Below are 20984 nucleotides of genomic sequence, written 5' to 3' on the forward strand. Positions count from 1 at the left end.
ACTCGTCCACGCTGGGCAGCACGGGCACCAGAGCGCGCTCGGCCAGAGTGCCGTGGCTGTACCACGACGGTTGGTGGAACGGGGAGCCTCGGCCTCGCCCACGGAGTAGGGGGGGAAGTCGTAGTGGTGCGGACAGCGCCTCCCGTCCTCTTCCTCAGATGGTGTCCAGCTTCTGGGCGGCGGACAGGGTGTTCAGGGTGGCCACGGACAGGGACCTGGGTCTGGCCGCGGGTGAACAGGCCGGAGCCGTGGACGCGGGGCAGCATGCGCCCGACCTCGGCGGCCAGAGGACGGATCTCGTTCTTGGCGCGGCCATCCACGCGGTGGCCCTCCAGCAGCCAGGCCTTGACGATCTTCTTCTGGAACTTATAGGTGAACTCCTCCAGGTACTGATCCATATCGGGATACTCCTCCAGATACTTCTCGTGCCAGTGGTCGATCATGGCGTTCCAGCGCTCCTCGCGCACGTTCTTGTCGTCGGTGTCCATGGCGGCCTTGGCCTCGTCCATGAACTCGGTGGTGATCTTGTCGAACAGCTCCTGATTGAACTGGGCGTGCTCGTACTCCATCTTGGGCTTGCCGATCTCGGCGACGATCTGGTCGATGAGGTCGATCTGCTTGCGGATCTCCTCGTGGGCCTTCACGATGCCGGCGTACATGATCTCGTCGGGGATCTCGTCGGCACCGGCCTCGATCATGACCACCTTCTCCCGGGTGGCGGCCACGGTGACATCCATGCGGGAGGTCTTGCGCTGCTCCTGGTTGGGGTTCAGGACGATCTGGCCGTCCACATAGCCCACCTCCAGGCAGCCGATGGGGCCGGCGAAGGGGATCTCGGAATAGCTGACGCAGGCGGAAGCGCCGATCATGGCGGCCACCTCGGGAGAGCAGTCGTAGTCCACGCTCATCACGGTGCAGGTGATGCACACGTCGTTGCGGAAGTCATAGGGGAACAGGGGGCGCATGGGCCGGTCGATCAGGCGGCTGGCCAGCACGGCGGGCAGAGAGGGGCGGCCCTCACGGCGCATGAAGGAGCCGGGGATGCGGCCCACGGCGTACAGCTTCTCCTCAAAGTCCACGGACAGGGGGAAGAAATCCACGCCGTCACGGGGACGGGGGGCCACGGTGACGGCCACCATCACGGTGGTCTCGCCATAGGTGACCATGGCGGCGGCGTTGGCCAGCTCGGCCACCTTGCCCACCTCGATGGTCAGGGGACGGCCGCACAGGTCCATGGTCCACTTCTTGTTCTTGGGGAACTGCTTGTGCTTGATAATAGTCGACATAAAAACACTCCTTTTCCTGTGGTCCACCGGAGCGCGCCGACCCTTTAGCACTTGGAGCCACGTCGCGGCAAAGGCCGCGGCCCAGGTCCAACTGCTAAAAAAGCGGGTCGCTCCGGCGGTGGTAAAATGGCGCAGGATGTGAACATAGGGCAGCACGATAGGCGCGCTGCCCTATGAGACACAAAACTTACTTACGGATGCCCAGCTTGGCGATGATGGCGCGGTAACGCTCGATGTCCTTGGCCATCAGATAATCCAGCAGCTTGCGGCGCTTACCGATCATCTTGTACAGGCCGCGGCGGCTGTGGTTGTCGTGGATGTGCACCTTCAGGTGCTCGGTCAGCTCGGCAATGCGGGCGGACAGGATGGCGATCTGGACCTCGGGGGAGCCAGTGTCGTTCTCGTGGGTGCGGTTGGCCAGGATAACGGCCGTCTTTTCGTCCTTACGGATCATGGGAAATTTCCACCTTTCATGTTTGTTTGCCCGATCTTCCGCGTAGCAGGTGGGTGAAGCCCCGGACTGTAGCCCGGGCCGTGTCCCGCAACGAGGAGGGTGGGCATGAAAACGCAATTATCATGCTGGGCTACTATATCATAATTCTGCCCGGCTGTAAAGGGAAAAAACACATTTTCGTGGAAATTCCGGGGGAGGCCCTCTCAGTCACGGCTACGCCGTGCCAGCTCCCCCACAGGGGGAGCCAAGACCGTACCTTTGGAACTGTGCCCCTTGCCTCCCCCTGTGGGGGAGGTGCCCCCGAAGGGGGCGGAGAGGGTCAGCTCGCCAATTTCTCCGCGGCCCGGACCAGCATGTCTTCTGTCACCTGATAGGGGTAGTGCTCCAGATCGGCGTCCCGGAGGATCTCGGGGGCGGCGCGGCGGACGTCGTCCACGGTGATGTCCACGTCCTGAAGACAGGTGGGCAGGTTCACCGTGCGGTTGAAGTCCTGGAGCTGGCGGCACTCCCCCTCTCTGCCGTCCACCAGCAGGAGCATGAGCACCCCCAGGGCCACCACCACGCCGTGGAGCCGCTTTTCGTCGTCGGCAAAGCCGGGCAGGCTGCACAGGCCATAGTAAAAGGCGTGGGCCACGCCGCCGTTATAGTCCATGGTGTGATCCCGGGCCACCAGCATGGACACCCAGCCCGTGGTGATGACGATGGTCAGCACCACCTGCTCCAGGTCATAGGTGGACTGCCCGGCCCGGTTGGCCTCCAGCGCGCTGGCCCCGTGCTCCCGCATGGTGTCCAGACACATGCGGCACAGGGTGACCCCTGCGGCCCTGAACTGCTCCAGCTGCTCTCCACGGGCGGAGATGCTGACCTCATAGAACTTGGCATAGGTGTCGCCGATGCCCGCCCACAGGAAGCGGATGGGGGCCTGGGCCATGATATCCGTGTCCAGAAAGACGTGCTTGGCCGACTGGAGGAAGTGGACAAAGTCGCAGAAGCTGCCGTCCTCGTTATAGACGATGGCCAGGGCGGAGGAGGCCGCGCAGTTGGAGGCGATGGTGGGGAAGGTGAAGAAGGGCTTGTTCAGGTCCAGGGCCACCAGCTTGGCGGTGTCCACCGCCTTGCCCCCGCCCACGGCGAAGATCATGTCCGCGTTTTGGATGGCTGGCTCTGTCTCCAGGGCATGGGCGGCGGAAAAGGTACACTCTGTGCCAAAATGGAAGAACCCGGAGATGGCGATCTCGCTGCCGTCCACTGCGGCAAGCAGCTTATCGTGGGCGGCGGCCATGGCCTTTTTCCCGCCGATGACCACCGCGGTGGTCCCATAGACCCGGCAATACTCCGGGATGCTCCGGTACGCCTCGGGCCCCACCGTGTAGGGAGGGACGAGGACAGTGTAGTTTTCCATTTTGACACACTCCTTAATATGCTTCCCCCGATCAGGCCTTGTGTTCCCCGCCAACGGCGGGGAACGAAGACACGCCGGGAGAAAAGATTTGCACAAATTACCCTTTTCCGAAAGGTGGTCTTAGTATACCAGAAAAAACAGGTTCTGTATATCCGCGCACTAGTGAAATAGAGTATGAAATTATTTGGGGGCCGTTGTGGAGTTTGCATAGAAAAAGCCGCCGCCCGGACAGAACGGGCGGCGGCTGGAGTCTGTATAAAGTTGGGGGCTTACTCCTCGATGTTCAGGGCGGCGACCACCTTGGCGCAGCGGGGGCACAGGGCGGGGTGCTTGGCGTCGGAGCCCACCAGGGGGTGGTGCTTCCAGCAGCGCTGGCACTTCTCACCCTGGGCGGGGGAGACGGAGACGGACAGCTCGCTGCCCACGGTGAGGGCGGCCTGGGAGACGATGAACAGGTCGGCCAGCTCGTCGGCGTTCATCTCGGCCAGGAAGGCGTCCTCGGCGGGGACGGTGACGGAGACCTGGGCCTCCAGGCTCTTGCCGATCTTCTTCTCGTTCCGGGCGCTCTCCAGGGCGGCGTTCACGGCGGTGCGGACGGAGATGATCTTGTCCCACTTGGCCATGGCGGCCTCGTCCAGGGCATAGTCGGCGAAGGGCTGGTTCATCTCGTTCAGGACCACGTTCCGGGCGTCGTCGCCGGTCTTGTGGGGCATGGCCTGCCAGATCTCGTCGCAGGTGAAGGCCAGGATGGGGGCGAACAGCTTGGTGATGGTGTCCAGGATGAGCCACAGGGCGGTCTGGGCGGAGCGGCGGGCCAGGCCGTCGGTCTCCTCGCAGTACAGGCGGTCCTTGATGATGTCCAGATAGAAGCTGGACAGCTCCACCACGCAGAAGTCGTTGACGGCGTGGGAGACCACATGGAACTCGTAGTTGTCATAGGCGGCGAAGCACTGCTGCGTCAGCTCGTTGAGCTTGGTGACGGCCCAGCGGTCCAGCTCCAGCATATCCTGGGGGGCCACCAGATGGTCGGGGTCGAACCCGGCCAGGTTGCCCAGGCAGTAGCGGGCGGTGTTGCGGAACTTCAGATAGTTCTGGCTGAGCTGCTTGAAGATGGCGTCGGAGCAGCGCACGTCCACGTGGTAGTCGGCGGAACCGGCCCACAGGCGCAGCAGGTCCGCGCCGTACTTCTTGAAGATGTCGGCGGGGTCCACGCCGTTGCCCAGGGACTTGTGCATGGCACGGCCCTCGCCGTCCACGGTCCAGCCGTGGGTGACGCACTCCTTAAAGGGCGCGCCCTGGCCGAAAGCGCCCACAGCGGTGAGCAGGCTGGACTGGAACCAGCCGCGATACTGGTCCAGGCCCTCCAGATACATGGTGGCGGGCCAGAAGCCCTGGTCCTTCTTCATGGAGGCGAAGTGGGTGGAGCCGGAGTCGAACCAGCCGTCCAGGGTGTCCTCCTCCTTGGTGAAGCCGGTGCTCTTGCCGCAGTGGGGGCAGGTGAAGCCCTGGGGCAGGATATCGGCGGCCTCCATCTCGTACCAGGCGTTGGAGCCCTTCTCACCGAAGAGCTTGCTGACGGCGGCGATGGTCTCGTCGTTGCAGATGGGCTTGCCGCAGTCGGCGCAGTAGAACACGGGGATGGGCAGGCCCCAGCGGCGCTGACGGGAAATGCACCAGTCGGCCCGCTCCCGGATCATGCTCTTCATCCGGTCAATGCCCCAGCCGGGGACCCAGCGCACGTCATCGCAGGCGGCGCAGGCCTCGTCCTTGAAGGAGTCCACGGAGCAGAACCACTGGGGGGTGGCCCGGAAGATGATGGGGTGTTTGCAGCGCCAGCAGTGGGGATAGCTGTGGACGATCTCCTCGCTGGCCAGCAGGGCACCGGACTCCTTCATGTCGGCCAGGATGATGGGGTTGGACTCCTCCACCCGCAGACCGGCGTATTTTCCGGCGTAGTCGGTGTGGCGGCCGCGGTCATCCACGGGGACCACCATGTCCATGTTATAGCGGCGGCAGGTCTGATAGTCGTCCGCGCCGAAGCCGGGGGCGGTGTGGACGCAGCCGGTGCCGGAGTCCATGGTGACATAGTCGGCCAGCACCAGGCGGGAAGTCTTGGGCAGGAAGGGGTGGTCGGCCAGCATGTTCTCGAAGAAGGCGCCCTCGTGGGTCTCCACGATGGAGTAGTCGGCGATGCCGGCCACCTGCATCACCTTCTCCACCAGGGCCTCGGCCATGATATACATCTCGCCGTTTTCGCTGTTCTTCACGACGGCATAGCTCTCGCTGGGGTGGAGGGCGATGGCCAGGTTGCCGGGCAGGGTCCAGATGGTGGTGGTCCAGATGACGAAGTTCAGCTTGCTCTTGTCCAGGTGGCTCAGCTTGCCCTGATCATCGTGCATGGGGAACTTCACATACACGGTGGTGCAGGGGTCGTCCTGATACTCGATCTCCGCCTCGGCCAGGGCGGTCTCGTCGTGATAGCACCAGTACACGGGCTTCAGGCCCTTGTAGATATAGCCCTTGGCGTACATCTTGCCGAAGACCTTGACCTCCTCGGCCTCGAAGCCGGGGTCCATGGTCTTATAGGGGTGCTCCCAGTCGCCCAGAACGCCGATGCGCTTGAAGCCCTCCATCTGCACGTCGATATAGTGCTGGGCGAACTCGTGGCAGGCGGTGCGGAACTCGGGCACGGACATGGCCTTGCGGTTGAGCTTGTTCTGCTTGATGATGGCGCTCTCGATGGGCATGCCGTGGTTGTCCCAGCCGGGGATATAGGGGGTGTAGTAGCCCCGCATGGCATAGGAGCGGGTGATGAAGTCCTTGATGGACTTGTTCAGGGCGTGACCCATGTGCAGGCTGCCGTTGGAGAAGGGGGGGCCGTCGTGCAGGGCGAAGCGGGGCTTGCCCTCGTTCTTCTTCAGCAGCTCGTGATAGAGGTCCATGTCGTTCCAGCGCTGGAGCATCCCAGGCTCCCGGTTGGGCAGACCGGCCCGCATGGGGAAGTCGGTCTTGGGCAGGTTGATGGTCTTGTTGTAATCCATGTCCGTTCTCCTTGTTTATATAATATAAGGTTATGATGCACGTAAATAAGCCTTCGCCCCGCAGGGGAGAAGGTGGCGCGGCGAAGCCGTGACGGATGAGGGGGACCACGGGGGTGCGGCGGTCATCGACGGGCCGACACGGAGGTCGGCCCCTACGGCGTGTCACGTAGGCTGTTTGTAGGGGCGGACCTCTGTGTCCGCCCGCCGACGGCAGACGCGGCAACAAAAAACGCCCCTGTCTCCTACGATGTAAGAGACAAAGGCGTAAACTCCTCTGCGGTACCACTCTTATTGCCGCCTGAAGTCAGACGGCCACTCAAGGTTTGCCCGGTAACGGGGGCTGCCGGAGGGGCTTACTGAGATCTTCAGCCCTCTGCTCCGAGGTGATCTTCGCCCCTTGGCTCCCGTCCGCCTTGCACCAAACGGCGGCTCTCTGTTCGGGAGCGGGAGGGGTTACTTGTCCTCATCCGCGCATATGTCGGTATTTGCCCTATTATCTTATCCGCATCCCGGGGGAATGTCAAGGAAAAAGTGGAGGGTGCCGGGGGAATATCTCCACAATCTTCAAGGAAATTTAATTCCTTTTTTCACAAAAGTGTGATATACTAGGCTCCACTTAAACCTAATGCATAAATGCAGATCACCGCCGGGATGCAGTTCCGGCGCGGAAAGGCGGCAGACAAGATTGAAACAGACATTTGACGCGCTGGTGGTGGGCGCGGGCTATGCCGGAGCGGTCACGGCCCGGGCGCTGGCGGAGAAGGGCCGCCGGGTGCTGGTGCTGGAGCGCCGGGACCACGTGGCGGGCAACGCCTATGACCGGCCCGACCAGGCGGGCGTCCTGATCCACCAGTATGGCCCCCACATCTTCCACACCAACGACAAGCGGGTGTTCGACTGGCTGTCCCGCTTCACCCAGTGGCGGGACTATCGCCACCGGGTCATCGCCAACATCCCCGACGACAAGGGCGGGCGGATGACCTATCCCGTGCCCTTTAACCTGACCTCTCTGGAGACGGCCTTCGGCCTTGAAGAGGGCAAGCGCCTGGGGGACAAGCTCATCGCGGCCTATGGCCCGGAGAAGAAAGTGACCATTCTGGAGCTGCGGCAGAACGCCGACCCGGAGATCTCCGCCCTGGCCGACTATGTCTATGAGCACGTCTTCGTCCACTACACCATGAAGCAGTGGGGCCAGAAGCCGGAGGACATCGACCCGGCCACCACCGCCCGGGTGCCCGTGTTCCTGTCCCGGGACGACCGGTATTTCCAGGACGCCTATCAGGGTATGCCCCTGGAGGGCTATACCCCCATGTTCGAGCGGATGCTGGCCCACCCCAACATCACCGTGGAGCTGGGCTGCGACGCCCTGGAGCGGCTGGACGTGTCCGGAGACGCGCTGAAGGTGGACGGAGAGCCCTTTGCCGGTCAGGTGATCTACACCGGCCAGGCCGACGAGCTGTTTAAGTTCCGCTTCGGCCCCCTGCCCTATCGGACGCTGAATTTCCAGTTCGAGACATTGGACCAGGACGATTTTCAGGGCTATGGCACGGTGAACTACACCGTGGACCGGGAGTATACCCGCATCACGGAATTCAAGCACCTCACCGGTCAGGTCCTGCCCGACAAGACCACCATCGTGAAGGAATACTCCAAGGCCTATGGCGGCATTCTGGGGGAGATCCCCTATTACGCCATCATCAACCCGGCCAACCGGGCCCTGTATGAGCAGTACCGCGGTCTGGCGGAGCGCTTTGGCAACCTGCACCTGCTGGGCCGCCTGGCGGAATACCAGTATTACAACATGGACGCCATCGCCGCCCGGGCCCTGGACCTGGCGGAGCGGCTTTGAAATTTTTCCACTTTGGCCCCCTTGTGAAAGGGGGCTGGCATCGCCGCAGGCGATGACTGAGGGATTCCATAAGCGCCCAATGGGGGCGCGGCGTCCGAAAAAATTTGAGGAGAGAACGACATGGATAAGCTGATCACCTTTGCCGTCCCCTGTTACAACTCGGCGGCCTATATGGAGCACTGCGTGGACACCCTGCTCCAGGGGGGCGACGACATTGAGATCATTCTGGTGGACGACGGCTCCACCAAAGACGAGACCCCGGCCATCTGCGACCGGTATCAGGAGCAGTACCCCGACATCGTCCGGGCCATCCACCAGGAGAACGGCGGCCACGGCGAGGGCGTGAACCAGGGCATCCGCAACGCCCGGGGCATTTACTATAAGGTAGTGGACTCTGACGACTGGGTGGATGTGCCCTCCCTGCACAAGGCCCTGGACAAGCTGCGCCAGTTCGTCCGGGACGACAGGCTGGTGGACATGATGGTGTGCAACTATGTCTATGAGCATGTGGAGGACAACACCCAGCGGGTGATGGACTATCGCAACGTGTTCCCCAGAAACAAGGTGTTCGGCTGGGACCAGATCGGGCGCTTCCGTCCATCCCAGTATCTGCTGATGCACTCGGTCATCTATCGCACCCAGCTGCTGCGGGACTGCGACTTAGAACTGCCCAAACATACCTTCTATGTAGACAACATCTTTGTCTATCAGCCCCTGCCCTATGTGAAGAACATCTATTATCTGGATGTGGACCTGTACCGCTATTTCATCGGCCGGGCCGACCAGTCGGTGAACGAGAAGGTGATGGTCACCCGGGTGGACCAGCAGCTGCGGGTCACCTATCACATGATCCGCTCCCACGACCTGCGCAAGGTCTGTGCCGAGCACAACAAACTGGGTCGGTATATGATGAGCTATCTGGCCATGATGATGGCCATCTCCTCCATCTTTTTGGTCATTGAGAACACCCCCGAGTCTCTGGGCAAGCGCACCCAGCTGTGGGAGTATCTGCGCACGGTGGACTCCGGCCTGTACCACAAGATGAAATACCGGGCCGTGTCCGCCTTCACCGCCTTCCCCGGCTATCAGGGCCGGAGACTGTCCGTGGGGCTGTACCGCCTGGCGAGAAAGATCTATAAGTTTAACTGAGTACAGGGGGCCGCTGGGGACAGCGGCCCCTACTTTGCGCCGTCATTGCGAGGAGCGCAGCACTTTTCGCCAAAGGCCGGCCGAATTTCCCGGGACATAGGGAGCAAAGCGCTGATTCGGGGAGAAATGTTGGCTTTTTGAAAAAATGTGCTTGACACACACGGGGATGTTGTTGTATCATAACGAGGTGCCTGTAAGGGCACAGTCTGCGATGATGCGGGAGATTGCTCAGAGATGAGGTAACTTCCGCGGAGTATGTCCGTATGATCGGGCGGCTGAGAGATCCGTGCCACGGCGTATATCGCCCCGGCAGGGAGAGGACCGGCCTGCTATGCGCCGGTTTTTTCGTGCCCGGGAGTGATACGCACGGTAACGTGGACGCAGCTCTCACCGTACGGAGCGCGACAGCAAGACACAAAGTCAACTTCGTATGATTTAAGGAGGAAACATCCAAATGGCAGCTCAGAAAGAAATGATCCGCATTCGCCTGAAGGCCTATGATCACCAGCTCATCGACCAGAGCGCTGAGAAGATCGTGGAGACCGCCAAGCGCACCGGCGCCACCGTCTCCGGCCCCATTCCCCTGCCCACCAAGAAGGAAGTCGTCACCATCCTGCGTGCCGTCCACAAGTACAAGGACAGCCGCGAGCAGTTTGAGCGCCGCACCCACAAGCGCCTCATCGACGTTGTGAAGCCCTCCCCCAAGACTGTGGAGGCTCTGATGTCCCTGGAGCTGCCGGCCGGCGTGGAGATCGAGATCAAGCTGTAATCACTCATCTTTTTCCGCCATACGGCGTTGCGCCGCCTTGCCGTACACACGGTACTGTCTGCGACGGCGCGCCTTGTCTGGCGAAAAAATCTGAATGATTCGGAAGAGGAGATTTTCCAAAGTGGCACACGGCAGCGTCCGTGTAACAAATTCGTTGAACCCGCTGCCCATCGCGTTTTTGAGATGGGCGGGTCAAGTCGTCCGAGCAATGGCTCCCTCCCAGCCCAATGGGAAGAGACGGCCAACTCGACCGACCAATAACCTTTCAAGGAGGAAATCCAAATGCAGAAAGCGATCATCGGCAAAAAGATCGGCATGACCCAGATCTTCGATGAAGCCGGCCATGTGGTGCCCGTCACCCTGATCAAGGCCGGCCCCTGCACCGTGGTGCAGAAGAAGACCGCCGAGAAGGATGGCTACGACGCCATTCAGCTGGGTTATGAGACCGTCCCCGAGCGCAAGCTCACCAAGCCCGAGCTGGGCCACCAGAAGAAGGCCGGCATCGAGGAGTTCCAGAAGGTGCTCAAGGAGTTCCCTCTGGAGGATTGCAGCAAGTACGAGGTCGGCGACAAGCTGAACGCTGACGTGTTCGCCGCCGGCGACTTCGTGGACGTGACCGGCATCAGCAAGGGCCACGGCTACCAGGGCGTTATCAAGCGCCACGGTGCCAGCCGCCTGAAGGAGACCCACGGTACTGGTCCTGTTCACCGTCACGCCGGTTCCATGGGTTCCGGCACTGACCCCGCCCGCATCTTCAAGGGCAAGATCGGCGCCGGCCAGATGGGCAACGAGCAGGTCACCGTCCTGAACCTGGACGTGGTCAAGGTGGACACCGAGCTGGGCCTCATCGCCGTGCGCGGCGCCATCCCCGGCCCCAAGGGCGGCGTGGTCTTCGTGAAGAACACCGTCAAGCACAACGCCGAGAAGAAGGGTGCCGCCGGCATCAGCAACAACCCGCAGAAGGCCTCTGCCCGCGTCAACCCGCAGAAGGCTTCCGCCCGCAACAAGTAAGGAAAGGAGAGATTGAGTCATGCCTAAAGCGAACGTGTTCAACATGGCCGGTCAGCAGGTCGGCGAGATCGAGCTCTCCGAGGCTGTGTTCGGGATCGAGCCCAACCAGGTCGTGGTCCACGAGGTGGTCAAGAACCACCTGGCCAACTGCCGTCAGGGCACTCAGAGTGCTCTGACCCGCGCCGAGGTTTCCGGCGGCGGCAAGAAGCCCTGGCGTCAGAAGGGCACCGGTCACGCCCGTCAGGGCTCTACCCGTGCTCCCCAGTGGACCCACGGCGGCATCGTGTTTGCCCCCAAGCCCCGCGACTACAGCTACACCCTGAATAAGAAGGTGAAGCGCCTGGCGCTGAAGTCCGCTCTGTCTGCTAAGGCTGCCGAGGGCGCCATCGTGGTGGTGGACGAGCTGAAGCTGGACGCCATCAAGACCAAGCCCGTCAAGCAGTTCCTGGACGCCGCCGGCGTCACCAAGGCTGTTGTCATCACCCCTGAGGTGAACGACGTTGTGGTCAAGTCCACCCGGAACATCCCCGGCGTGGTCACCACCACCGCCAAGATCCTCAGCGTCTATGACATTGTCAACGCCAAGCAGCTGGTCATCGACAAGGCCGCTCTGGCGATCATCGAGGAGGTGTATGCGTAATGGCTACCACTGCTTATGATATCATCAAGCGCCCCATCATCACCGAGCAGTCCATGGAGCAGACTGAGATGAAGCGCTACACCTTCGAGGTGGCCAAGACCGCCAACAAGATCGAGATCGCCAAGGCCATCGAGGAGATCTTCGGCGTAAAGGTCGCCAAGGTGAACACCCTGAACATGCAGGGCAAGGCCAAGCGCATGGGCAACCGCCCCGCTGGCCGCCGTGCCAACTGGAAGAAGGCTATGGTCACCCTGACCGCCGATTCCAAGACCATCGAGTTCTTCGAGGGTATGGTGTAAGGAGGAATTGAGAAATGGCTATTAAGACTTATAAGCCCACAACCCCCTCCCGCCGTCACATGACTGTGTCCGCCTTCGAGGGGATCGACAAGAAGGCCAAGCCCGAGCGCAGCCTGACTGAGGTGCTGAAGAAGCACGCCGGCCGCAACAGCTATGGCCGCATCACCGTCCGCCACCACGGCGGCGGCAACCGGCAGAAGTACCGCGTCATCGACTTCAAGCGCGACAAGGACGGCAAGGCCACTGTGGTCAATCTGCAGTATGACCCCAACCGCTCCGCCAACATCGCCCTGATCGAGTATGAGGACGGCGAGCGCCGCTATATCCTGGCCCCCAACGGCCTGAAGGCCGGTCACATCATCATGACCGGCGCCGACGCCGACATCCTGCCCGGCAACTGCCTGCCCATCGCCAACATTCCTGTGGGCGAGATGATCCACAACATCGAGCTGTACCCCGGTAAGGGCGCTCAGCTGGTCCGCGCCGCCGGCGTGGCCGCTCAGCTGATGGCCAAGGAGAACGGCATGGCTCAGGTCCGTCTGCCTTCCGGCGAGGTCCGTTATATCCGTGAGAACTGCAAGGCCACCATCGGCCAGGTCGGCAACACCGACTGGGCCAACATCCAGCTGGGTAAGGCTGGCCGCAAGCGTCACATGGGCTGGCGTCCCACCGTGCGTGGCTCCGTCATGAACCCCAATGACCACCCCCACGGCGGCGGCGAGGGCAAGAGCCCTGTCGGCCGTCCCGGCCCTGTCACCCCCTGGGGCAAGCCCGCCCTGGGTTACAAGACCCGCAAGACGAAGAACCGCACCGATAAGTTCATCGTCAAGCGCCGCAACGCCAAGTAAGGAGGCAGTAAAAGATGAGCAGAAGCATTAAGAAAGGCCCCTTTTGCGCCCCCGAGCTGCTGAAGCGGGTCGATGAAATGAACGCCAAGAACGAGAAGAAGGTCCTGAAGACCTGGAGCCGCGCCTCCACCATCTTCCCCTCCTTCGTTGGACACACCTTTGCTGTGCACGATGGCCGCAAGCACGTGCCCGTCTATGTCACCGAGGACATGGTCGGTCACAAGCTGGGCGAGTTCGTGCCCACCCGCACCTTTAAGGGTCACGCGGGCAGCAAGACCGGTAAGTAAGGAGGAGAGAGACGATGGAAGCTGTTGCAAATCTGAAGTATCTGCGGATCTCTCCCCGTAAGGTGAAGATCGTCCTGGACCTGATCCGGGGCAAGGATGTGGGTACTGCTACCGCCATCCTGCTGCAGACCCCCAAGGCCGCCTCTGAGCCCGTGCTCAAGCTGCTGAAGAGCGCCGCCGCCAACGCGGAGAACAACCACCAGATGGACCCTGAGAAGCTGTATGTCAGCACCTGCTACGCCAACCCCGGCCCCATCATCAAGCGCATCATGCCCCGGGCCCAGGGTCGTGCGTACCGCATCAACAAGCGCACTTCTCATGTCACCATCGCCGTGAGCGAGCGCTAAGGGAGGAGGAACAATATGGGACAGAAAGTTAATCCCCACGGCCTTCGCGTGGGTGTCATCAAGGATTGGGACTCCCGCTGGTACGCCGCCAACGAAAAGGTGGGCGATCTGCTGGTTGAGGACAAGAAGATCCGTGACTATCTTAAGAAGACCCTCTACGGCGCTGGCATCCCCAAGATCGAGATCGAGCGGGACAACGCCAAGGTCCGCGTTTACCTGCACTGCGCCCGTCCCGGCGTGGTCATCGGCAAGGGCGGCGAGGACATCAAGAAGGTGGAGGCTCAGCTGGTCAAGCTGACCGGCAAGCCTGTGGACCTGAAGATCGTTGAGGTCCGCGACACCGATACCAACGCTCAGCTGGTGGCCGAGAACATCGCCCAGCAGCTGGAGAAGCGCATCGGTTTCCGCCGCGCCATGAAGAACTCCATGGGCCGGGCCATGCGCGCCGGCGCCAAGGGCATCAAGGTCTCCTGCGGCGGCCGTCTGGGCGGCGCTGAGATCGCCCGCACCGAGCACTATCACGACGGCACCATTCCCCTGCAGACCCTGCGTGCCGACATCGACTATGGTTTCGCCGAGGCCGCTACCACCTATGGCCGCATCGGCGTGAAGGTGTGGATCTATAAGGGCGAGGTCCTGACTCAGGCCCTGCGCACCACCCCCCGCACCCTGGACACCAGCAAGCCCTATCAGGAGCGCCGTCCCCGCCGCGACCGCCGCGACGGTGATCGCCGTGGCTTCAACCGCGACCGCCGTGAGGGCGGCTTCAACCGCGGTCCCCGCCCCGCCGGTCAGGGCTATAACAACAACCGTGGCCCCCGCCCCGCCGGTCAGGCCAATACCCCTAAGGAAGGAGGCGCTCAGTAATGCTGCTGCCTAAGCGCGTAAAGTATCGCCGCGTCCACCGTGGACGCATGAAGGGCAAGGCCAGCCGCGGCAACACCGTGACTTACGGTGAGTTCGGCCTGCAGGCTACCGAGCCCGCCTGGATCACCAGCAACCAGATCGAGGCCGCCCGTATCGCCATGACCCGTTACACCAAGCGTGGCGGTAAGGTGTGGATCAAGATCTTCCCCGATAAGCCCGTGACCGAGAAGCCTGCCGAGACCCGCATGGGTTCCGGTAAGGGCTCCCCCGAGTACTGGGTGGCCGTGGTCAAGCCCGGCCGCGTGATGTTTGAGATCGCCGGCGTCTCCGAGGATGTCGCCCGCGAGGCTCTGCGACTGGCCAGCCACAAGCTGCCCGTCAAGTGCAAGATCGTTCAGCGTGAAGAGACCGAGAAGGGTGGTGAAGCGTAATGAAGGCTAACGAAGTTCGTAAGATGTCTGGCGAAGAGCTTCAGACCAAGCTGCAGGACCTGAAGAAGGACCTGTTCAACCTGCGCCTCCAGCACGCCACCAACCAGCTGGATAACCCCATCCGCATCGCTGAGGTCAAGAAGGACATCGCCCGGGTCAAAACCATCATCCGCGAGCAGCAGCTCGCCGGCCGCTAAGAGGAGGACTAGACAATGGAAAACAGAACTTCTTCTCGCAAGACCAGAGTCGGCCTGGTGGTTTCGGACAAGATGGACAAGACCGTTGTGGTCGCCATCGCCGACCGCGTGGCCCATCCTCTGTACAAGAAGATCGTGAAGAGAACCTATAAGCTGAAGGCTCACGACGAGCTCAACCAGTGTGGCGTGGGCGACCGCGTCAAGGTCATGGAGACCCGCCCCCTGTCTAAGGACAAGCGGTGGCGCGTGGTTGAGATCATCGAGAAGGCGAAGTAAGGAGGTGTCGGTATGATTCAGCAGGAAAGCTATCTGAAGGTTGCCGACAACACCGGCGCCAAGGAGATCAAGACCATCCGTGTTCTGGGCGGCTCTAAGCGCAAGTTCGGCAACATCGGCGATGTTGTTGTGGCTTCTGTGCGCAAGGCTCAGCCCGGCGGCACTGTGAAGAAGGGCGAGGTCGTCAAGGCCGTTATCGTCCGTACCTCTCGGGGTGTGCGCCGCGCGGACGGCTCCTATGTCCGGTTCGACGACAACGCCGCCGTCCTCATCAAGGAGGACAAGAACCCCCGCGGCACCCGTATCTTTGGGCCCGTCGCCCGCGAGCTGCGCGACAAGGATTATATGAAGATCCTGTCCCTGGCTCCCGAAGTGCTGTAAGGGAGGGCAATGAAACATGATCAAGATGAACATCAAGAAGGACGACGTGGTCGTCGTCCTCTCCGGTAAGGACAAGGGCAAGCAGGGCAAGGTCCTGGAGGTCATGCCCAAGGAGCGCAAGGTCGTGGTGGAGAAGATCAACATGGTCTCCCGCCACACCAAGCCCCGCCGTCAGGGCGACCAGGGCGGCATCATCCAGAAGGAAGCCCCCCTGTACGCCTGCAAGGTGCAGCGCGTCTGCCCCAAGTGCAACAAGGCTACCCGGCCCGCTCACAAGCTGCTGGCCGATGGCAAGAAGGTCAGCGTCTGCAAGAAGTGCGGCGCTGAGATCTGAGAGAGGAGGAGTGAATCGAAATGGCTAACACGCCCAACCTGAAGAAGCTGTATCAGGACGAAGTCGCTCCTGCTCTGATGCAGAAGTTCGGCTATAAGTCCACCATGCAGATCCCCCGTCTGGAGAAGATCGTGGTCAACGTCGGCTGCAGCGAGGCCCGCGAGAACGCCAAGGTCCTGGACGCCGTGGTCAACGACCTGACCACCATCACCGGCCAGAAGGCCGTGATCACCCACGCCAAGAAGTCCGTGGCTAACTTCAAGCTCCGTGAGGGCATGCCCATCGGCGCGAAGGTCACCCTGCGCGGCAACAAGATGTGGGAGTTCCTGGACCGCCTGTTCAACGTGGCCCTGCCCCGCGTCCGCGATTTCCGCGGCATTTCCGCCGACTCCTTCGATGGCCGCGGCAACTATGCCCTGGGCATCAAGGAGCAGCTGATCTTCCCCGAGATCGAGTACGACAAGATCGACAAGATCCGCGGCATGGACATCGTGATGTGCACCACCGCCCAGACCGACGAGGAGGCCCGTGAGCTGCTCAAGCAGATCGGCGCTCCCTTTGCCGGCCGCTAAGGAGGAGAATGAGTTATGGCGAAAAAGTCTATGATCCTGAAGCAGCAGGCTGAGCCCAAGTTCTCCAGCCGCCGCTACAACCGCTGCAAGCTGTGCGGCCGTCCCCACGCCTATCTGCGCAACTACGGCATCTGCCGTATCTGCTTCCGCGAGCTGGCCTATAAGGGCCAGATCCCCGGCGTGAAGAAGGCTTCCTGGTAAGTGCTTTTCATTCCTGGAAGGGACCTGTTCAGGTCCCTTCCAGGAATAATCTTTCCACGTGTTCGTGTGTGCGAGGCTGAAAAGGCCTTGCTTTTTTCTTTTTTATGGGGTATAATAAATCGATTTTGCGCCGAGGGGTCAATTCAACATCCCTCCACGCTGCCGTGAGTGCGCAAAATCCCCCGGTCCGGCCACGCCCCCGTGTGTGTCGGCCAGCCTTGTCCCCTTCCTTTTATGAATCATCTGTGCCGGAGACCGGCGCGTGAGCCGCGCCCCGTCCGTGGGAAGAAGACAAGCCGTTCCCTTTGTTCAAATTCCGCTTTGCGGTTTTTGATACCGCGCCTGCCCCAACCAGGCGCAAAGACGGCCAACAGGTCGGGAAAGCACCTAATTCCCGATACCTTGCCGCCTGTACCGGTCTATTTCCGGGCCGGTAATCTGAAATAGGAGGTAAAACTCATGCAAATCACCGATCCCATTGCGGATATGCTGACCCGTATCCGCAACGCGAACAACGCCAAGCATGACACCGTGGACGTCCCCGCGTCCAACATGAAGAAGTCCATTGCGCAGATCCTGCTGGATGAGGGCTATATCAAGAACTTCCAGCTGATCGACGACGGGACTCAGGGCGTTATCCGCGTGACCCTGAAGTACGGCCCCGGCAAGGAGAAGGTCATCTCCGGCCTGCGCCGCGTCTCCAAGCCCGGCCTGCGGGTGTATGCCGGCGCTGAGGAGCTGCCCAAGGTCCTGCGTGGCCTGGGTATCGCCATCGTGTCCACTTCCAAGGGCGTCATGACCGACAAGAAGGCCCGTCAGGCCCATGTCGGCGGCGAAGTCCTGGCATTTGTCTGGTAAGGAGGGTATAGGAATGAGCAGAATTGGTAGAGCGCCTATCACCGTCCCCGCCGGCGTGGAAATTAAGGTAGAGGACAACAACGTGGTCACCGTCAAGGGCCCCAAGGGCTCCCTGACCCAGCAGTTCAACCCCAACATGGCTATCGCTGTGGAGGATGGCGTGCTGCACGTGACCCGTCCCAACGACGCCAAGGAGAACCGTGCCCTGCACGGCCTGACCCGCACCCTGATCCACAACATGGTCCTGGGTGTCACCGAGGGCTTTAAGAAGGAGCTGGACGTGAACGGCGTCGGCTATCGTGTGGCCAAGGAGGGCAACAAGCTGGTGATGAACCTGGGCTTCTCCCACCAGGTCATCGTGGAGGAGGTCCCCGGTATCTCCATCGAGGTCCCCAGCGCCAACAAGATCGTGATCCTGGGCTGCGACAAGCAGCAGGTGGGTCAGTTCGCCGCCGAAGTGCGGGAGAAGCGTCCCCCCGAGCCTTATAAGGGCAAGGGCATCAAGTATACTGACGAGGTCATCCGCCGCAAGGCTGGTAAGACCGGCGCCAAGAAGTAAGAAGGAGGTGTGCCATTATGATCAACAGACCCGATACTCGTTCCCAGCGCATCAAGCGTCATAAGCGTGTGCGTGCGAAGATTTCCGGCACGCCCGAGCGTCCCCGTTTGAATGTGTTCCGCAGCGCGACCAACATCTACGCCCAGATCATCGACGACGTCAACGGCGTGACCCTGGTCTCTGCTTCCTCCCTGGAGAAGGACTTCAACGTGGAAGGCACCAAGTCCGATGCCGCCAAGCAGGTTGGCATGAACGTGGCTGAGCGTGCCAAGGCCAAGGGCATTGAGAATGTGGTCTTCGACCGCGGCGGCTATGTGTATCACGGCCGCGTGAAGGCTCTGGCCGAGGGCGCCCGCGAGGGCGGCCTGCAGTTCTAAGAGAGGAGGAGACACAAATGGCTAGATTTGAGAGAGAGCCCAGCGAGTTCGTTGAGAAGCTGGTCTATCTGAACCGCGTATCCAAGACCGTCAAGGGCGGTCGTGTGAACAAGTTCTCCGCCCTCATGGTCGTGGGCGACGAGAAGGGCCGCGTGGGCTTCGGCCTGGGCAAGGCCGCCGAGGTGCCCGAGGCCATCCGCAAGGGCATCGAGGACGCCAAGAAGAATATGATCACCGTGACCCTGTCCGGCACCACCATCCCCCACGAGGTGATCGGTGAGTTCGGCGCCGGCCGCGTGCTGATGAAGCCCGCTGCCCCCGGTACCGGCGTTATCGCCGGCGGTCCCGTCCGTGCCGTGATGGAAGCCATCGGCATCAAGGACATCCGTACCAAGTGCCTGCGCTCCAACAATCCGCAGAACGTGGTCTCCGCTGCCTTTGAGGGCCTGAAGGCTCTGCGCAGCCCCGAAGAGGTCGCCCGTATCCGCGGCAAGAGCGTGGAAGAGATCGTGGGTTAAGGAGGGCTTTTACAATGGCTAATTTGAATATCAAGCTGGTCAAGAGCCTGAACGGCCGGATCGCCAAGCACAAGGCGACCGCCGCGGCCCTGGGCCTCCGCAAGATCGGCGATACCACCGTGCAGCCCGACAACGAGGCTACCCGCGGCAAGATCGCCCACATCGGCTACCTGCTCCAGGTCACCGAGGAAAACTAAAAGGAGGCGCGAGACATGAATCTGCATGAACTTTCCCCTGCCGCCGGCTCCAACACCAAGGCTTACCGCAAGGGCCGCGGCGCCGGTTCCGGCAACGGCAAGACCGGTGGTCGTGGCCAGAAGGGCCAGTGGGCCCGTTCCGGCGGCGGCGTCCGCGTTGGTTTTGAGGGCGGCCAGATGCCTCTGGCCCGCCGCCTGCCCAAGCGCGGTTTCCACAACATTTTTGCCAAGCCCCTGGAGGCCATCAACGTCTCTGTCCTGGACAAGTTCGAGGACGGCGCTGTGGTGGACGCCAAGGCTCTGCTGGAGAAGGGCATCCTCTCCAAGTGCGAGTATGGCGTTAAGATCCTGGGCAACGGCAGCATCACCAAGAAGCTGACCGTTCAGGCCTCCGCCTTCTCCGCCTCCGCCAAGGAAAAAATCGAAGCTGCAGGTGGTAAGGTGGAGGTGGTCTGACCATGATCCAGACCATCCGCAATGCCTGGGCTGTGCCTGAGCTGCGCAAAAAGATGCTCTTTACCGTCTTTGCGCTGCTGATCTTCCGCCTGGGCTCTGCAATCCCTGTCCCCTATATCGATTCCGCCACTCTGGAGCAGCATCTGCAGACCCAGAGCGGCACCATCCTGGGTCTGATGAACGCCATGAGCGGCTCCGCCTTCTCCATGGCCACGATCTTTGCCCTGTCCATCCAGCCCTATATCAACAGCTCCATCATCATCCAGCTGCTGACCGTGGCCATCCCCGCTCTGGAGCGGCTGGCCAAGGAGGGCGGCGAGGAGGGCCGGAAGAAGATCGCCTCCATCACCCGCTATGCCACCGTGGCCATCGCCCTGCTCCAGGGCTTCGGCTACTACTCCCTCATCAAGAGCTACGGCCTGATCGAGTCCTCCTCTCTCAATGGCGTTTGGGTCGCCCTGGTGATCGTCCTGTCCTTCACCGCCGGCTCCGCCTTCCTGATGTGGCTGGGCGAGCAGATCACCGAGTTCGGTGTGGGCAACGGCATTTCCATCATCCTGTTTGCGGGCATCGTGTCCCGCTTCCCCCGCATGATCAGCGACTGTGTCAGCGGCGTGACCATCTGGTCCGCTGTGAAGAATGGCACCATGTCCGAGGAGACCCTGACCGCTGCCGGTTACTCCGCCACTCAGGCGAAGGCCCAGCTGTCCATGGCCCTGGCCCCCTGGATGATCCCCGTGATCGTCATCGGTATGCTGGCCCTGGTGGTCTTTATCGTGTTCATCTCCAACGCCGAGCGCCGCCTGCCTGTGCAGTATGCCAAGCGGGTGGTTGGACGGAAGATGTACGGTGGTCAGTCCACCCACATCCCCATGAAGGTGAACATGTCCGGCGTCATGCCCATCATCTTCGCCCAGTCTATCGCTGCTCTGCCTGCCACCATCGGCGCCTTTGCCGGATGGACCACGCAGAACAGCGTGCTGATGCGTCTGTTCGACACCAGCAAGCCCTTCTACAGCATCCTGTATTTCCTGCTGATCGTGGGCTTCAGCTATTTCTATGCCACCATGCAGTTCAACCCCGTGGAGGTCTCCAACAACCTGAAGAAGAACGGCGGCTTTATCCCCGGCTTCCGTCCCGGCAAGCCCACCGCCGATTTTATCACCAAGGTTCTGAACAAGATCACCATGTTCGGTGCGCTGTATCTGTCTGTTGTGGCCATCGCGCCCATCATCACGGGCAATATCTTCGGTTACCACTCCCTGGCCATCGGCGGTACCTCCGTCATCATCGTGGTGGGCGTGGCCCTGGAGACCGTGAAGCAGATGGAGGCTCAGATGCTGATGCGGCACTATAAGGGCTTTTTGGAGTAAAAGGA

Annotated in this window: 27 protein-coding genes, 1 pseudogene and 1 other annotated feature; of the genes and pseudogenes, 24 read left to right on the plus strand and 4 right to left on the minus strand. The window is 61.5% G+C overall.

From position 1 onward, the window contains the following. The 4 genes and pseudogenes from ACSAMP_RS04760 to ileS all read right to left on the minus strand — a co-directional run. Nucleotides 1–1286 (minus strand): annotated as a pseudogene (locus tag ACSAMP_RS04760) (hypothetical protein); the annotation flags it as partial. Between the two features lie 187 nt (nucleotides 1287–1473). Then, nucleotides 1474–1740: a 30S ribosomal protein S15 gene (gene rpsO, locus ACSAMP_RS04765; protein WP_441796790.1), complete on the minus strand. Its 267-nt coding sequence runs from the start codon at nucleotides 1738–1740 to the stop codon at nucleotides 1474–1476. A 319-nt stretch (nucleotides 1741–2059) separates the two neighbouring features. Continuing rightward, nucleotides 2060–3142 (minus strand): iron-containing alcohol dehydrogenase family protein, encoded by a 1083-nt coding sequence (locus ACSAMP_RS04770; RefSeq protein WP_457799710.1) that lies wholly within the window; start codon nucleotides 3140–3142, stop codon nucleotides 2060–2062. 269 nt (nucleotides 3143–3411) lie between these two features. Further along, nucleotides 3412–6183 (minus strand): isoleucine--tRNA ligase, encoded by a 2772-nt coding sequence (ileS, locus tag ACSAMP_RS04775; RefSeq protein WP_457799711.1) that lies wholly within the window; start codon nucleotides 6181–6183, stop codon nucleotides 3412–3414. A 249-nt stretch (nucleotides 6184–6432) separates the two neighbouring features. Further along, nucleotides 6433–6662, minus strand: a binding site (T-box leader). A gap of 206 nt (nucleotides 6663–6868) precedes the next feature. On the opposite strand from ileS, the gene glf reads away from it, so the two are divergent. From glf to secY, 24 genes are all read left to right on the plus strand, one after another. Beyond that, the gene (glf, locus tag ACSAMP_RS04780) at nucleotides 6869–8032 is read left to right on the plus strand and encodes a UDP-galactopyranose mutase (RefSeq protein WP_457799712.1); all 1164 of its coding nucleotides are present in this window, start codon (nucleotides 6869–6871) and stop codon (nucleotides 8030–8032) included. A 120-nt stretch (nucleotides 8033–8152) separates the two neighbouring features. Next, complete coding sequence (locus tag ACSAMP_RS04785) at nucleotides 8153–9181, plus strand: glycosyltransferase (RefSeq protein WP_457799713.1); 1029 nt, start codon at nucleotides 8153–8155, stop codon at nucleotides 9179–9181. Between the two features lie 454 nt (nucleotides 9182–9635). After that, nucleotides 9636–9950, plus strand: coding sequence for a 30S ribosomal protein S10 (gene rpsJ, locus ACSAMP_RS04790; RefSeq protein WP_008982635.1), 315 nt, complete (start codon nucleotides 9636–9638; stop codon nucleotides 9948–9950). 282 nt (nucleotides 9951–10232) lie between these two features. Next, complete coding sequence (gene rplC / locus ACSAMP_RS04795; RefSeq protein ID WP_457799714.1) at nucleotides 10233–10961, plus strand: 50S ribosomal protein L3; 729 nt, start codon at nucleotides 10233–10235, stop codon at nucleotides 10959–10961. 19 nt (nucleotides 10962–10980) lie between these two features. Beyond that, nucleotides 10981–11601, plus strand: a complete 621-nt coding sequence (rplD, locus tag ACSAMP_RS04800) for a 50S ribosomal protein L4 (protein ID WP_441796783.1) — start codon at nucleotides 10981–10983, stop codon at nucleotides 11599–11601. Further along, nucleotides 11601–11900, plus strand: coding sequence for a 50S ribosomal protein L23 (gene rplW, locus ACSAMP_RS04805; RefSeq protein WP_147563673.1), 300 nt, complete (start codon nucleotides 11601–11603; stop codon nucleotides 11898–11900). Before rplD ends, rplW begins: the two co-directional genes overlap by 1 nt. 14 nt (nucleotides 11901–11914) lie before the next feature. Further along, nucleotides 11915–12748: a 50S ribosomal protein L2 gene (rplB, locus tag ACSAMP_RS04810; RefSeq protein ID WP_441796782.1), complete on the plus strand. Its 834-nt coding sequence runs from the start codon at nucleotides 11915–11917 to the stop codon at nucleotides 12746–12748. 14 nt (nucleotides 12749–12762) lie between these two features. Then, the gene (gene rpsS / locus ACSAMP_RS04815) at nucleotides 12763–13035 is read left to right on the plus strand and encodes a 30S ribosomal protein S19 (RefSeq protein ID WP_118641848.1); all 273 of its coding nucleotides are present in this window, start codon (nucleotides 12763–12765) and stop codon (nucleotides 13033–13035) included. Between the two features lie 14 nt (nucleotides 13036–13049). Next, nucleotides 13050–13382, plus strand: coding sequence for a 50S ribosomal protein L22 (rplV, locus tag ACSAMP_RS04820; protein WP_147563675.1), 333 nt, complete (start codon nucleotides 13050–13052; stop codon nucleotides 13380–13382). Between the two features lie 15 nt (nucleotides 13383–13397). Next, nucleotides 13398–14249: a 30S ribosomal protein S3 gene (gene rpsC, locus ACSAMP_RS04825; protein WP_441796780.1), complete on the plus strand. Its 852-nt coding sequence runs from the start codon at nucleotides 13398–13400 to the stop codon at nucleotides 14247–14249. Then, nucleotides 14249–14680, plus strand: coding sequence for a 50S ribosomal protein L16 (rplP, locus tag ACSAMP_RS04830; RefSeq protein ID WP_441796779.1), 432 nt, complete (start codon nucleotides 14249–14251; stop codon nucleotides 14678–14680). The genes rpsC and rplP overlap by 1 nt, the downstream gene beginning before the upstream one ends. After that, nucleotides 14680–14877, plus strand: a complete 198-nt coding sequence (gene rpmC, locus ACSAMP_RS04835; RefSeq protein WP_147563678.1) for a 50S ribosomal protein L29 — start codon at nucleotides 14680–14682, stop codon at nucleotides 14875–14877. The genes rplP and rpmC overlap by 1 nt, the downstream gene beginning before the upstream one ends. Nucleotides 14878–14892: 15 nt before the next feature. Further along, nucleotides 14893–15153: a 30S ribosomal protein S17 gene (rpsQ, locus tag ACSAMP_RS04840; protein WP_147563679.1), complete on the plus strand. Its 261-nt coding sequence runs from the start codon at nucleotides 14893–14895 to the stop codon at nucleotides 15151–15153. A 12-nt stretch (nucleotides 15154–15165) separates the two neighbouring features. Beyond that, nucleotides 15166–15534: a 50S ribosomal protein L14 gene (rplN, locus tag ACSAMP_RS04845; RefSeq protein WP_087395882.1), complete on the plus strand. Its 369-nt coding sequence runs from the start codon at nucleotides 15166–15168 to the stop codon at nucleotides 15532–15534. Nucleotides 15535–15550: 16 nt separating this feature from the next. After that, entirely contained in the window at nucleotides 15551–15868 is a 318-nt protein-coding gene (gene rplX, locus ACSAMP_RS04850) for a 50S ribosomal protein L24 (RefSeq protein WP_441796778.1), read from the plus strand. A 20-nt stretch (nucleotides 15869–15888) separates the two neighbouring features. Beyond that, nucleotides 15889–16440, plus strand: coding sequence for a 50S ribosomal protein L5 (rplE, locus tag ACSAMP_RS04855; RefSeq protein ID WP_441796777.1), 552 nt, complete (start codon nucleotides 15889–15891; stop codon nucleotides 16438–16440). 15 nt (nucleotides 16441–16455) lie between these two features. After that, on the plus strand, nucleotides 16456–16641 hold the full coding sequence (locus ACSAMP_RS04860; protein ID WP_147563682.1) for a type Z 30S ribosomal protein S14: 186 nt from the start codon (nucleotides 16456–16458) through the stop codon (nucleotides 16639–16641). 459 nt (nucleotides 16642–17100) lie between these two features. Continuing rightward, nucleotides 17101–17499, plus strand: a complete 399-nt coding sequence (gene rpsH / locus ACSAMP_RS04865) for a 30S ribosomal protein S8 (protein ID WP_147563683.1) — start codon at nucleotides 17101–17103, stop codon at nucleotides 17497–17499. A gap of 13 nt (nucleotides 17500–17512) precedes the next feature. Next, nucleotides 17513–18058: a 50S ribosomal protein L6 gene (rplF, locus tag ACSAMP_RS04870; RefSeq protein WP_441796776.1), complete on the plus strand. Its 546-nt coding sequence runs from the start codon at nucleotides 17513–17515 to the stop codon at nucleotides 18056–18058. 17 nt (nucleotides 18059–18075) lie between these two features. Continuing rightward, nucleotides 18076–18435 (plus strand): 50S ribosomal protein L18, encoded by a 360-nt coding sequence (rplR, locus tag ACSAMP_RS04875; protein ID WP_147563685.1) that lies wholly within the window; start codon nucleotides 18076–18078, stop codon nucleotides 18433–18435. 17 nt (nucleotides 18436–18452) lie between these two features. Then, nucleotides 18453–18953 carry a 30S ribosomal protein S5 gene (rpsE, locus tag ACSAMP_RS04880; protein WP_087395871.1) on the plus strand — a complete coding sequence of 167 codons (501 nt, stop codon included), beginning with the start codon at nucleotides 18453–18455 and terminating at the stop codon, nucleotides 18951–18953. Nucleotides 18954–18967: 14 nt separating this feature from the next. Then, the gene (gene rpmD / locus ACSAMP_RS04885) at nucleotides 18968–19150 is read left to right on the plus strand and encodes a 50S ribosomal protein L30 (protein ID WP_441796775.1); all 183 of its coding nucleotides are present in this window, start codon (nucleotides 18968–18970) and stop codon (nucleotides 19148–19150) included. 15 nt (nucleotides 19151–19165) lie between these two features. Continuing rightward, complete coding sequence (gene rplO / locus ACSAMP_RS04890) at nucleotides 19166–19606, plus strand: 50S ribosomal protein L15 (protein WP_147563687.1); 441 nt, start codon at nucleotides 19166–19168, stop codon at nucleotides 19604–19606. Nucleotides 19607–19608: 2 nt separating this feature from the next. After that, nucleotides 19609–20979 (plus strand): preprotein translocase subunit SecY, encoded by a 1371-nt coding sequence (gene secY, locus ACSAMP_RS04895; protein ID WP_457799715.1) that lies wholly within the window; start codon nucleotides 19609–19611, stop codon nucleotides 20977–20979. Nucleotides 20980–20984 lie beyond the last annotated feature (5 nt).

This window comes from Flintibacter sp. SJQ-8 (assembly GCF_054108085.1).